This window comes from Aeoliella mucimassa (assembly GCF_007748035.1).
Lineage (GTDB): Bacteria > Planctomycetota > Planctomycetia > Pirellulales > Lacipirellulaceae > Aeoliella > Aeoliella mucimassa.
The window spans coordinates 4,767,665-4,781,001 of the sequence record NZ_CP036278.1 but is presented as its reverse complement, the minus strand read 5'-3'; the positions used below and the strand labels follow the sequence as shown (position 1 = coordinate 4,781,001).

The window sequence follows — 13,337 nt, the reverse complement described above, 5'->3', positions numbered from 1 at the left end:
CCAAGTTCATAGGTATTTGGCTGTTTTTCGATGGATTTATGTCCAGAAAACCATCGCTGCCGACGTGTGCTGTGTAAGCGTCACAATTGTGGGCAGTTTGCTTAAGCTGCGTACTTTTGCCAGTAGTCTTCCCAGCAGCCGCGTTGGCTGAGGTAGAGGGCGCGGAGGTGGCACACGGCGTTTGAGCCGTGCTGGCTCCAGCGCATGCCGCTTTGCTTCAAGCGCCCCGCCACGACGGTTTTGCACGCGCTCTCGACCGGGCCGCTGCCGATCTGCCAGCCGTGGGCCACGTAGCGGGGGTAGTTCATCTTGTGCTGGTGGTTTTGGAAGTATCGCAGGCAGGTCGTATAAGCTTCGCGTTGAGCGGAAGACCAGTTGGTCTTCTCCAGCGACTGCAACATCCACACGATGCTCAAGCCTCCTTGGTGCTTCAGCCGGTGACACCACGATGCCAACTGAGCAGTGCGATGCTCCTCGTCGTCCGGATAGAGCGACTGGCTTAATTCCACCAGGTACTCACTCGCGTGCCAGAAGTCGAGGATCCGCTCCGCACGCGGGAAGTGCACTCGCAAGAACTCTTCTAAACCAGCACCGCCATCCGAGATCGCGATCTGCTGCTCTGCCTCGTCCCACCCAACCGCGGCGGCTTGGCGACGCAGTTGCCGCCCAAGTTCCGGGAGTTCATAAAACCCCGATAAATACCGCACCGAATGCGGGTCGGGCGAGCGAGCATCCTGCTCGCTGTTTATGTTGTAAATCATGCCGACGTACGCCATGCGGCCCTCGGCCTGCGCGCCACGAGGGCCTTGCTGTCGCACGCCTGTGGCGTCGAGACTCACGTACGCGCACGTCTTGCCATGCGCGTCGCGTTGCCAGGCGAACGGCTCTGTGTTGCCAAACGTCTCGCCTGCGGCGAGTAACGTTTGGAGACGCTCGCCAGCGTCTTCGGTGACTCGCTCGACGGTCGACTCGCTGACCTTCAGTCCACACAGTTTACGAAGTGTCACTTCGCTCGACTGAGCGAAGCTCGTTTGCACGCCGGTGATGCTCACCACTTGGGCCGCGGCCGGACTAAACTTTCGCTTGCCGAGTCCCAACGTTTTGTCCCGCGGAAACAATCCGTGACGGCACCGGCGGCAGTGGTAGTAGTGACGCCTCACTTGCAGTGGGCCGAGCAGGCTATCGACCCACCGCGAGCGAACGTTCACGCAGCGGGCGTCGCCATTGCAGGTCGGGCAGACGCAGCTAGCTTTCTCGTACCCGTCCCTTTTTTTGTCGCTCGTTGGCGACTGTTTCCAAGGCCTTGGCTCCGAGTGCATGCACTCGGTCGCGGAGGTCGAACTCCGTTTGCCCAAACAGATTCGAGTCGTCCTTGTCGTGCAACAACTTGGCCATGCGACGAATGTCATCGTCGCAAGCCTCCTTTAGAAGCTCGTAAGTCCGCTGCTCCTCTTCGTTTAGCTCGATTGGCTCACGCGGCGAATAGGCCATGATCATCTCCTGGCGTGTGGCAAAATAGGAAGAGTCACCCGGCACAATATATTAGAACCGATTTCATGCCTACTTTCGAGACGCTTACACACGTGTGCTGAGAGCTGCAGGATAAGTTTGCATCGCGCATCGGCTTGGGCTAGAATCTGCCTTAGGCATAAGCCACCTGAACAAACAGGCCACCCACCTTTTACCCCCTCCTTTCCCGAGGTTCTGTCAGTCGGATTCTCGCCTCAGCGGTCAGGTGGTCATCTCACCGCTACTGAATTCCTGGCACGAAGCTCTATCACAGGTATCTGACATGCAAGCGACTTCGAAGCAAAATAACGACGCTGGTCACGATCGTCGTACGTTCCTGGCGAGCAGCTCCCTTGCTGCTGCTGGTTTGGCTCTGGGGGCCAACGGCATCGTGAATGCGGCTCACCCGTTTGGCGACGACGTAATCAAAATTGGTCTCGTGGGTTGTGGTGGTCGTGGTACGCAGGCCGCTGGCCAGGCGTTGTCGACCGGCGAGAACGTGAAGCTTGTTGCCATGGGCGATGCGTTCAGCGATCGCTTGGAAGGTAGCCTGAACAGCCGAAACATTCAGGATCATGGCGACAAGGTCGACGTGCCTGAGGAGCGTCGCTTCGTGGGCTTCGATGCCTACCAAAAGGTGATTGACTCGGACATCGATCTGGTGATCCTCACCACTCCTCCCGGCTTCCGCCCCATCCACTTCGAAGCGGCCGTGAAGGCTGGCAAGCACGTGTTTATGGAAAAGCCGGTTGCCGTCGATGGTCCTGGCATCCGCAAGGTGCTGGAAGCTGCGAAGGTGTCGAAGGAAAAGGGACTTGGCGTTGGTGTTGGTCTGCAACGCCGCCACGATCCTACCTACATCAACACGGTGCAGCAGATTCAAGACGGAGCCATCGGCGAAGTCGGCCTGACTCGCGTTTACTGGAACGGCGGCGGCGTCTGGATGATTCCTCGCAAGCCCGAGCAAACCGAGATGGAATACCAGATGCGTAACTGGTATTACTTCAACTGGATCTGCGGCGACCACATCGTTGAGCAGCACATCCATAACCTCGACGTCGGTAACTGGGTCAAGGGCATGCTTCCCGAAAAGGCTCAGGGCATGGGGGGTCGTCAGGTGCGTACTGGCAAAGAGTACGGCCAGATCTTCGATCATCACATGGTAGAGTACACCTACCCCGATGGGTCGACGATGCTGAGCTGCTGCCGACACATTCCGGGCTGCTGGAGCCAGGTAACCGAGTATGCTCACGGCACCAACGGTACCACCGAAGTCGGTCGCGGTGTGCTGGTCGGCAAAGATGGCGAGCAGCTCTATCGCTACAAGGGCAAACGAGTAAACCCCTACCAGCAAGAGCACGACGACCTGTTTGCCAGCATTCGCAGCGGAAATCCGCTGAATGAAGCAGAGTATGGTGCTCACAGCACGATGACCGCCATCCTGGGGCGGATGGTCACCTACTCCGGAAAGGTGATTACCTGGGAAGAAGCGATGAATTCGAGCGTAGATCTTTCGCCGAAGGAATACGCCTGGGATGCCACCCCGCCGGTAGTACCGGATGAGGAAGGCCGTTACCCGATTCCAGAACCAGGGAAAACGCAGGTCGTATAAACCGAACATTTCGGTCGCTTTTGGCGTCTTTGGATGAAGGGAATTGTCCCAGGCGACCGGTATGCTAAAGTAGTACGATGTCAGCTGACGAGGGGATGTGGCGGAATTGGCAGACGCGCTGGATTTAGGTTCCAGTTCCTTCGGGAGTGCAGGTTCGACTCCTGTCATCCCTACTTTGTCAGCGATGTAACTAGAACGATAGCTGGCCCCCATCTGCCATGGGGGCCAGTTTCTTCCTGATGACTGAGAAAGGTATCCTTGATGCGACAATTCTACGTGACGCTACTGCTCGTGTTCTTGGCATCTGTGGGAACCGAACGTGCCTTCGGGTTCATGGAGTTCCACAAAGAGTGGGTCAAAATGTACATCGACGAAGACGATGAGTCGGAAGAGATGGCCGAATACGAGAAGCTGGCTGCCAAGGGTAGCAGCAAGTGTCTGGTGTGCCACCAAGGAAAGAAAAAGTCGAATCGCAATGCCTATGGCAAGCTGTTCGAAGGCAAGTTGAGCAAGGACGACAAGAAAGACCCAGAGAAGATTGCCAAGGTGCTTGAAGAAGTTGGCAAGATGAAGGTCGATTCCGACAAAGAAGACTCGCTGACCTACGACGAAGTGATTGCCAAGAAGGAGCTTCCTGGCGGTACTCTAGAAGAGTTGAAGGAAGAGCCGAAGGAAGAGTCCGAGGAATAATCGAATTACTACGTCGAGGTAGTAATCGCTAAGCTTTTTAGATAGCCTCGGCCAGATCGGCCGAGGCTATCTTTTTTTCTAGTCGTAGCGAGGTCATGAAGCAGCTGCCGGTTATATTTGCTGCACTTCTGCTGTTAGTGCAGGGGCTTGCCGAACTGGCCGCCATGTGGCGCACCGGGGCCCTCCGTCGGCGCCGCACCCCCGAGTGGACCTTTCGTGCGGTGAATCTGCCTTATCGGCTTATGTTCGTTTGCGGCATCGTCGAGTGGTACTATCGCGGAGAAACCCTGCGAGCCGAGCTATTTGCGACCGGAGCTGCGCTGGCCAGTGCGGGGGTGCTGTTGCGTGTGATTTGCCATTTTCAGCTGGGATACCACTTTTCCCCTTACGTGGATCTCGCCGAAACGCATCAGCTCACCGAGCAGGGGTTCTACCGTGTCGTGCGTCATCCCATGTACTTGGGAACGCTCCTGATACTCATTGGCGTTCCTCTGCTGACCGCCTCGTGGTGGGCGGCGGGCTTTGCCGTTATATCAGCCGCTGGTTTACTAGCGCGCGTGGTGAAGGAGGAACGCTTCTTAAGCCAGAATCTCCCAGGTTACGAAGAGTACACCCATCGCACTTGGCGTCTGGTGCCTTGGATCTGGTAGGTTGAAGCACGCGATCTTCGGGAGACGGAACAGCGTTACTCGGGGCGCCAGTCGACCAGATGCATTTCGACACTCACCCGCCCGCGAAAGTGATTGAGTACCGGGTTGAAGGCAATGGCAATGTTGCCGCTGCTGGCTTTTTCCAGATCTTCCAGCCAGTCGCCACCGCCGAACGCAACCGCACGCAGGCGGACGCCGTGCTGTTCGAGCTCAAGCGATAAGTGCCGCCCGCCGGAGCCGATCGTACGCGGGGGGGCTGCCATACGCACTTCGTGGGCGCAGAGCGTGGGGCGACGATTTCCGCACCCGAACGGAGCGAGGCTCTCGATTTGCGTGATGGTCTGACGCGTGAGTGAAGCAAATGCCGTTTCGGCATCGATATCGATTTGAGCCGTGCGGTGTTCGGCCGAAATCTCAGCGGTGGCAACCGCACAGAACTCGTCGCGGAAGCGATCGATATGGCGGTCTTCGATCCGCAGTCCAGCCGCAGCGGCATGGCCACCATGGCTCACCAGTTGCTCGCTGCATTCGCTGAACGCACGATGCAAGTCGAATCCCGGAACACTACGCCCTGACCCGGTTCCTGGTTTTATGCCCAGCTTGTCCTGCGAGATTAGCACGACTGGGCGATGGAATTGTTCGACGAGTTTGCCTGCGACAATGCCGATCACCCCGGCATGCCAGCCATGATCGGCCAGCACCAAGGCGGAATCCTCTTGAGGATTAAAGCGGTTCTTGGCCTGCTTACGGGCGGCGAGCAGCACGCTGCGTTCGAGCGATTGTCGCTCCAGGTTCAACTCGTTGACGAACTCGGCCAGCTCGGCAGCCCGTTGAGGATCGTCGGTCGTCAGTAGTTCTACGGCCAGTTCAGCTTGTCCCAGTCGTCCGGCCGCGTTCAGGCGGGGGGCGATGGTGAACCCAATGTCGTCGCTCGCCAGGGCTGGTTTCTTATCTAGCTCGTTCGCCCGCACCATGGCAGCGACACCGACAGTGGGTGTCGCCGACAGAGCCTTGAGCCCGTGAAGCACCAGCACTCGGTTCTCGTCGACCAGCGGAACCACATCCGCAACGGTACCAATCGCAGCCAGTCCCGTCGCCTGTAGCAGAAACTCACGCATGGCGGGCTTCACCCGCTTCTCGCCAGAAGCGAGCTGGCAGAGCGCCCAGGCGAGTTTGAAAGCGACTGCTGCGCCGCACAGGCCAGGGAACGGGTAATCGTAGCCTGGGAGTTGAGGGTGGACGATCGCCACGGCTTCCGGCAGTCGCGAAGCCATTTGATGGTGGTCGGTCACCACCAGGTCGATGCCGAGTTGCTTTGTGTGGTCGGCCTCTTTGAGGCTGGCGATGCCGTTGTCGACGGTGATCACCATGTCGGTGCCGGCCGAGTGCAACTCGTCGAGCGACTGGCAGTTCAGCCCGTAGCCTTGCTCAAGCCGGTGAGGAACATAGAACTCCACGTTGGCGTGGAGCAGCCGCAGGCACCGCATCAGAATCGCAGTGGCTGTCATGCCGTCGGCGTCGTAATCGCCGTAGATGACGATGCGTTTCTTGGCCTTCGCAGCGGCGAAAATCATCTCGGCCGCATGGGGGACGCCGGGCAGCTGATCGGGATCGCGAAGATCGGTCAGCTTGGCGTCGAGGAACCGCTGGGCCACTTTGGGGCTATCGATGCCACGGCCGATCAGCAGTTGCGCAACGACCGGAGGGACATTCGCTGCGATCGCGAGACGTTCTACCAGCGCCGAATCGTAGTTCGCAATGCGCCAGAGCTTGGTCATCGAAGAAGAAATGGGAGAAACATCACCAACCAGAAGCCAGTGCGACCGGCGCATAGATTGCCTGCCGCGACAGCAAACCAATGGTTCGCAATGTTACTTCTTCTTTTCGTTATGCAATGTGTGGCGTTGCAGGCGCGGGCAAAACTTCTTCAGTTTTAGCTTCTCGCCACCCACCTTACGGCGGACCGTGTAGTTGTAATCGCCGGTCTCTTCACAGACCAGGAATACAACTTCAACCTTCTTTTTACGTTTGCCACCACTCTTCTTGGCCATGACCAGATTCCTCGAAATGAGCTAAATTTCGCTAGCCCGGCAGTATAACAAGCGTCTGGCCAGGCATCCAGGGGGCAGCCAGCATTATTCCCGTCGGAGGGCTTCGATCGGGTCCAATTTGGCCGCTTTCATCGCTGGATAGACTCCAAACACCACGCCGACTACCACGGCAATGATCAACGACAGCGGAATCGACCAGCCGACCAGCAGCGGTTCGACGTCGCGGATTTCCTCGGGCAAGGCGGACATCTGCGATGGAAACAGGTACAGCAGCGAGCTGCGCAGCGGCCCAGCCAGCAGCGGGCAGGTAAGACCAGCCGCGATGCCTAGCAGACCTCCCACGGCCGACAGCACGACCGATTCGATTAGAAACTGCCGGGTAATGTCGCGACGTTTTGCTCCCAACGCCCGACGGATGCCGATTTCGCGGGTCCGCTCGGTGACCGTGGCCAGCATAATGTTCATGATGCCGATACCACCGACTACCAGCGAAATAGCCGCGATCATCCCCAAGAATACAATGAACAGCAGCCGAGTAGTACGGGCTTGCTCCAGTAGTTCCAGCGGTACGGTCATGGAGTAGTCGGGCATCGTGTGCTCTTTGGCGATGGTGGTCTCCACCACCTGGGCCATGTCGAGCACTTTGTCCTGACTGGTCACCTCCAGCACAACCTGACTTATCTCTACGATGTCTTGCTGGAAGAGCCCACGAGCGCGGATTACGATCATGTCGCCGATGCGACGCCAAAAGGTTTCGATGGGGATGTAGATGTCCTTGGAAACATCCTCGGGCTTCAGCGACTTGTTATCGGAACTGTGCGAAGTCTTGTTTTTCATCACCCCGATGACTTCGTAGAACTCCTCGCCAATGCGGACTTTCTGGCCAACTGCGTCGCCAAACGGGATGAGTTCAGCACGAGCCTGGGGCCCGAGCACGCAGTAGTTGCGTTCCTCTTTACCGTCGTTGGGGGTGAAAAACCGCCCCCCCTCCTCCATTTCCATCCGCATCACTTCCAGGTATCCGGCAGTAGTTCCCACCAGTCGGCCTTCGAGTTCGCGGGAACCGCGCCCAAAGCTTTGCGTAATCGCCCGGACGGGGACAATGCGATCTAGGTCATCCGACAGTGTGTTGGTAAGCCGCTGCAGGTCGTCGCGAGTGATTCCGTACAGCCGGCCCCCTTCCTGCCCGCCCGATGGCTTTACCGTTCGCAGGATGATGTTTCGGGCTCCGAGGTCGACGATCTGTTCTTCCGCCTTGCGGCCGATTCCTTCGCCGATGGCCAGGAGCCAAATTACACTGGCAACACCGATGAAAATACCGAGCACCGTGAGCGACGAACGCAATGGGTGGAGCAGCAGTTCTTTGATGCTGAGTCGAATTGCACGCAGCCAGGCAATCATCCGCGCAACCTCTCGTCAATCTGTACCTGGCCGTCGCGAAGCACAATTTTGCGTTTCGTGTGGTCGGCGACTTCTGGTTCGTGGGTGACCATTAAAATGGTTCGCCCCTCGCGGTTCAATGCATCGAGCAAGGCGAGAATCTCAGCCGTGGTGCTCGAGTCGAGGTTGCCTGTTGGTTCGTCCGCCAGCAAGAACCTTGGGTCATTTACCAGGCTGCGGGCGATTGCCACGCGTTGTTGCTGACCACCGGAAAGTTGTGTAGGGCGATGCTCCAGACGCGAGCCAAGTCCCACTTGCTCGGCTAGGCTAATTGCCCGCTCGCGCGACTCCTTGGTGAGCCGACCGCTGTAAAGCAGTGGAACTTCGATGTTCTCCACCACTGTGAGGGCTGGCAGAAGGTAGAACGACTGGAAAACAAAGCCGATCAATGTCGAACGGACTTCGGCTCGCTGGTCATCGTCGATTTTGGCAACGTCGAGGTCGCCGAGAAAAAAGTTGCCACTGGTCGGCGTATCGAGACATCCCAGCAGGTTCAGCAGGGTACTCTTGCCTGAGCCCGATGGGCCCATGATCGAAACGTAATCTCCCTCCGGCACGTCGAACGAGACGCCTCGCAGCGCATGCACGGTCTCGCCACCGAGGACGTATTGCTTGTGCAGGTCGTGAATACTAGCGGCGAGCGTACCGTTAGCAGTCCGGGAGGTGGGCATCGAGGCGGTCAGGGCAGAAGGCGTCAGACGGGGAATCGAAAAAGGCCGCTAGATAGCGGTGTTTTGCTCCGAGGTAGTTTCGGTCTCCGAGGTCGTACTAGTCGACGTCGTCGTGTTAGCTGGCGTAGCTTGAGGAGCCGAATCGGGCTGCGTAGGACCAGGTTCGTCGGCCGAGGCGACCGGGGTGCTTGGGCCTGGAGGTCCAGGCGGAATTGGCATATCGTCTCTTACTTTGGGAGCTTGCTTGGGGAGATCAGGCAGGTCGACCGCAGCGATGTACTCACGCGGATTCATCGAAACTTTTTCACCTGCTTCCAGGCCGTCCTCGACGACAAAGTACTCGCTATTGGTCGGACCGCACTTCACTTTGCGGGCTTCCCATTTATTTCCAGAGCGGACCAAGCAGTAGTAGTCACTACCGTGGGGATGAATTGCCTGAACCGGCACCATCAGCACATCGGGAATGTAGTCGCATTTCACGGTCACCGAAGCAGTCATGCCCGAACGCAAGCCCGGCACTTCTTCGTCGATGGAAACAAAAGCCTTGTACTCTTTCACGTCGGCACGCATCCAGCCACCCGGTTCCGCGTAGCGATTCACCGTGGTGACGCTGCCGTGGAGTTCGAGGCCGTCGAGACCGATGGGAACAATCGTCGCAGGCATGCCCTGTTTGACGTATTGCACCAAGGCTTCGTTGATCTTAAGTTCCACTCGCATGGCGGAAGAATCGGGAAGCCGGAACACGACCTGACGCTCACGCACCTCGGCCCCTTCTTCGACAATCCAGTCTTCGTTGCCATGACGATCGACATCGTTGTTGTAGATCACGACGCCATCTTTCGGGGCGTAGATCGTGCATTTGGCGATCAGGTCTTCCACTTCCTGCAGTTTCGCCAGTTCGAGCTCGTAGCTCTTCTTTGCCGAACCCCATTTGGCTTCGGTAATGACGATGTCGCTATCCAGCTGCTTCACCATCTTCGGTTTAGTGTAGTTGTCGAGAACAGTCAGCTTGGTTTTGGCGGCATCGAGTTCTTTCACCGATTTATCAACGGCAAACTTGTCGGCCTCTAGCTGCAGTTCGTTAATGTGACCTTTCGCGGCCAGTTTCTTGCTGAACTGGTAGTACTCGCGGGCGCGGTTCAAGTTCTCTTCGGCAACGAATACTTCGCTCTCGATCACCTGACGCTCTTGGATGTACGTACCCTCAATGTATTCCTGCTTAGCAATCAGGGCGGTTTCGTACAGGTTGCGAGTTTCCACCACGGTGGCTTCCGCCAGATTTACCGCATTCTGCTGCGTGGTTTGTTCGGCTTCGAGGGCCGATGAGTCGAGTTCCAGCAGAAAGTCGCCCGCTTTCACGTGAGTACCTTCAGGCACCACGCGGAGAATGGCCAGACCAGGCTGGTTTTGAGTTTTGACTTCCGAGCGAATCTCGGTGACGCCGGCCGCTTCCAGTTCACCACGCTCGGTGATCGAAAGCACAAAGTCGCTACGTTCCACATCGTGGAGCACCAAATGATCGGCCGAGCCGTTATCGCCAGAAGAGCGGTACCAGTAAATGCCACCTACCACCGCGGCAATAGCCAGAACTGCGAGCAGTAGAACCTGAACGAGTCCATGACGGGGCGTTCGGAGCATTGGAACAGACATGGCAGGGCCGCCTTGCAGGAGGGAATATGAGGAAGGGGATTCTATTATAGGCAATTGGCCGCTCGTCGCCAGAAGAACTTCTTGGTACGAAAGCATCGTACACCGGCATTTGGCGACTTGCAGGCACAAGCCTCCCCTACTGGATGTAACCCCGAAAAGGAGGAACGAGACCGCGGATTCCTCGTTTTTTTAGGGTTCAATCTCGGCGGGCTGCTCGAGTATCGGCATTTCTTCCAGCGTTGGCACCTCGATCGGCTCCGCTGGCATCGGCTCGGCCTCGATATCTGCGTCCCGCAGCAACGGTGCGGCGGTCGGCAGTACTTCCATCGCATCCTGGGTTTCGTCAGAAGGAGCCCCTCCCATGCCGGGATACAGATCGCTTGGGTAGACCGGCAAGTTATTCAAATATTCCGTATAGGGAACTCCTATATCGACTCGCATGCCCTGCGAGTCGACTTCCATGATGCCTAGGTCGAACTCAAGCGACATTTGTTGCACCGAGTAGTCGACCCACACGCTAAGGAAGTCGTTCTGGACGTTCAGCAGATCCGAGAGCGACTGCACCAAGTCGCGAGCGGTGGTATTGCCAAATTCGGCCGTCTCGCCCGGTTGCGGAGGTTCGCTTAGCCGCAGTTGCGTCAGATCGACCTGCGAAATCGCCAGCTGCACCGCGGCGCGGCGGAGTTCCAGGTTCACTTCGTCTAACCGCAGTTGGCGGAGGGTGTTACGCAGGCCGAGGTAAATGCCATCGCGGTACTGATAGTATCCCCGACGGGCTTGTTGGTATTCGATAAGCGACTGCCGGTAGACGTTGCGTTCGGCCAGTCGGGTGATGGGAGCATCGACAGACAGGCCAACCTGTAGCGAACTGTTGTCGTCCTGGATGTTGAACGGATTCTGACCTACGTTGCCGATATCGCCGTTGAACACCAGACTCACGTCGCTCTCCAGGTCGTTGGCGTTAAACTTCAGCAGTCGCCAGGAGTCCACCAAGCTTGCACGGGCGTTCTTCCAGTCGCGCCGATACGCGCTGGCAATGGCCAAGGCTTGCTCTGGCTGGATCTCAATTGGATCGATCGTAACGCTTTCGAGTCGCACGCTGGCTTGCAGCAGCGACAGTTCAAGCAGTTCGCTGGAAGCCACGCTCAGGAGCTCGATGGTCTTATTCAGTCGGGCATCCAGATCCCCCGGTGGATTCTGAGCAAATCCCGTCATTTGCTCCTGCGTTTCGGTGAGCGTGGCTCGCAGGCGTTCCATTTCTTCGCGTCGACCGGCAATGTAATCATCGAGTCGAGAGACACTTAGCAGCGACGTATCGATTTCTGCCTGGATGACTTCGGTGCGCGAGATCAACTGTTCCAGCGACTCACGACGCTGAGGGAGCACTTCGTCGAGCTTCACGAAGTCGGCGTCGACCTCGGCAATGCGCGTGGTGATGGCTTGCGACAGGTCTGCGAACGCAACCACCACGGCTTCGACATCCTGCTCGATGTTGCCCGCTACCGGGCGGTTCGCCTCGATGGCCTCGCGACGTTCTTCTCGTCGGGTACGCAGGGTGTCGAGCACAATCGCGATGTCTTGCTTCAGAGTTTCCAGCTCAGGATCAAGCAAGTTGAAGCGATCGAGATAGGGATCGTTGATCACCACCTCTAACTCAGGGGGCAGGCCAAGATCGGTTTGGAACGACTCGAGCGACGCTTTATAGCCGTTTTCTTGCTGTAGCAGCACGCTTTGAGCGTTGAATAGTGCCTGACGGGCCAAATCGACCTGGAAACGGTCGATCCGCCCAGCTTCGAACGTAGCTTCCAGCTGAGCGACACTTGCTCGCAACGCTGCGACGTTGGCTCGTTGGTTGCGAAGTTGCTGCTGATCTTGCAGAAGACCGACGAAGCCACCCGCCTGGGCGGCACCGGCACCGCCAGTAACTCCACCACCACCGCCGCCGACCGAGCCAAAGCCGCCGGAACCGACGCCGCTAAAGCCTTCGAGGCCGGCCCCACCAAACACACCACCACGACGCGACGGTCCAGAGCCCGCGCTTCGCCCGGTGATGGTCTCGACGTAGAAGCCACGGCGGTAGCGTTCCATGATTCGCACGTTCGCCAGCAAGGCTCGTTCGGCAATCGTCAAACGTTCGAGCACCACGGTCCGACCTCCTGCACGCAGCAAGGGCTGAACCAGACTGAAGTCGATAAGCGACGATCCGTTGTAGTTATCCGATCCGGAGAACTGCCAGACGAGTGAGTTAGCAAAACCAACGACAAACTCGCCGCCGGTGGCGGTGAGCGTTTCTGCACGGAAACGATTGCCGCTAATGCTAGGGCCAGCGGCCGCGCTCGAAGGGGCGACATGCAGGGTGCTTTCGCCACCGCGGGCGGAACCATCGTTTTGGTAGACGATTTGCGAGCCACCAAAAAACTGGGTGTCGAATCGAAATCGCTCGAAGGTCACGTCGAGCGCGGAGAGGTAGAGGTTTTCGAGTTGTCGCTGGTAGTCGGTGGAATGCACCAAGGCCAGCTCCATGGCCGCTTTCTGATCGAGCGCGATCTTACCTGCTTCATCGCGCGGCAGGTAGTCCTGCCAGGTTGGGTTGTCGACGAACGACGTTTTCGGCAGCTTCCGCCAGTCGGAGGATCCTCGCTTACCATCGACGCACTCCAGATACCGGGCCGACGTGGGATCGTCCGGCGGCATCGGTTCGCAATCGGGATCGAACGGATCGAACATGCGAGAGCGAGGGTCAAGATCGATACGGTATTCGCCAGGGACACCTTCGGCCGGAATCGCCTTCTCGTCGACCAGGCAATTGGCTTCCTGATCGGCTTGACGACGGTAAAAAGTGGAACTGCAGCCGGTGCCAACGAGAGTCAGCACGACTAGCAATGTCAGGGATGCCAAGCGGGACAGCATACGTATTCCAAGCTCGCTAACGATTAATAACGGGTGCTAGCACTCCAGCTCTAAGTACGGACTTCATCCGTTGGTTCGTCCTGGGAACCGTGCCGACTTTAACGATTGTGCCGATTTTGCGGTCTGACGTTGCAGCTTCTACCTGCTTTTGATA

The 13,337-nt window shown here is 57.8% G+C and carries 11 protein-coding genes and 1 tRNA gene; 4 read left to right on the top strand and 8 right to left on the bottom strand.

Annotated elements, in window-relative coordinates:
• Positions 1–101: 101 nt before the first annotated feature.
• The gene (locus tag Pan181_RS18720) at positions 102–1,208 is read right to left on the bottom strand and encodes an ISKra4 family transposase (RefSeq protein WP_231943587.1); all 1,107 of its coding nucleotides are present in this window, start codon (positions 1,206–1,208) and stop codon (positions 102–104) included.
• Between the two features lie 37 nt (positions 1,209–1,245).
• Positions 1,246–1,491 (bottom strand): hypothetical protein, encoded by a 246-nt coding sequence (locus tag Pan181_RS26235; protein WP_197528331.1) that lies wholly within the window; start codon positions 1,489–1,491, stop codon positions 1,246–1,248.
• A 301-nt stretch (positions 1,492–1,792) separates the two neighbouring features.
• On the opposite strand from Pan181_RS26235, the gene Pan181_RS18715 reads away from it, so the two are divergent.
• The 4 genes from Pan181_RS18715 (at position 1,793) to Pan181_RS18700 (ending at position 4,461) form a co-directional block, all read left to right on the top strand.
• The gene (locus Pan181_RS18715; RefSeq protein WP_145249009.1) at positions 1,793–3,121 is read left to right on the top strand and encodes a Gfo/Idh/MocA family protein; all 1,329 of its coding nucleotides are present in this window, start codon (positions 1,793–1,795) and stop codon (positions 3,119–3,121) included.
• A gap of 91 nt (positions 3,122–3,212) precedes the next feature.
• A tRNA-Leu gene (locus Pan181_RS18710) sits at positions 3,213–3,294 on the top strand.
• A gap of 88 nt (positions 3,295–3,382) precedes the next feature.
• Entirely contained in the window at positions 3,383–3,811 is a 429-nt protein-coding gene (locus tag Pan181_RS18705) for a hypothetical protein (protein ID WP_145249007.1), read from the top strand.
• 95 nt (positions 3,812–3,906) lie between these two features.
• A complete protein-coding gene (locus Pan181_RS18700; RefSeq protein WP_145249005.1) occupies positions 3,907–4,461 on the top strand; it encodes a methyltransferase family protein in 555 nt (184 codons plus the stop codon).
• A 35-nt stretch (positions 4,462–4,496) separates the two neighbouring features.
• On the opposite strand, the gene recJ is transcribed toward Pan181_RS18700, so the two are convergent.
• From recJ to Pan181_RS18670, 6 genes are all read right to left on the bottom strand, one after another.
• Positions 4,497–6,239, bottom strand: a complete 1,743-nt coding sequence (gene recJ / locus Pan181_RS18695) for a single-stranded-DNA-specific exonuclease RecJ (protein WP_145249003.1) — start codon at positions 6,237–6,239, stop codon at positions 4,497–4,499.
• A 93-nt stretch (positions 6,240–6,332) separates the two neighbouring features.
• Entirely contained in the window at positions 6,333–6,512 is a 180-nt protein-coding gene (gene rpmG / locus Pan181_RS18690) for a 50S ribosomal protein L33 (protein ID WP_145249001.1), read from the bottom strand.
• Positions 6,513–6,596: 84 nt separating this feature from the next.
• Complete coding sequence (locus tag Pan181_RS18685; protein ID WP_231943639.1) at positions 6,597–7,913, bottom strand: ABC transporter permease; 1,317 nt, start codon at positions 7,911–7,913, stop codon at positions 6,597–6,599.
• The gene (locus Pan181_RS18680) at positions 7,910–8,623 is read right to left on the bottom strand and encodes an ABC transporter ATP-binding protein (protein ID WP_145248999.1); all 714 of its coding nucleotides are present in this window, start codon (positions 8,621–8,623) and stop codon (positions 7,910–7,912) included. Before Pan181_RS18680 ends, Pan181_RS18685 begins: the two co-directional genes overlap by 4 nt.
• Positions 8,624–8,671: 48 nt before the next feature.
• Positions 8,672–10,261 (bottom strand): efflux RND transporter periplasmic adaptor subunit, encoded by a 1,590-nt coding sequence (locus Pan181_RS18675; protein WP_197528504.1) that lies wholly within the window; start codon positions 10,259–10,261, stop codon positions 8,672–8,674.
• Positions 10,262–10,462: 201 nt separating this feature from the next.
• Entirely contained in the window at positions 10,463–13,171 is a 2,709-nt protein-coding gene (locus Pan181_RS18670) for a TolC family protein (RefSeq protein WP_197528503.1), read from the bottom strand.
• Positions 13,172–13,337: the final 166 nt, after the last annotated feature.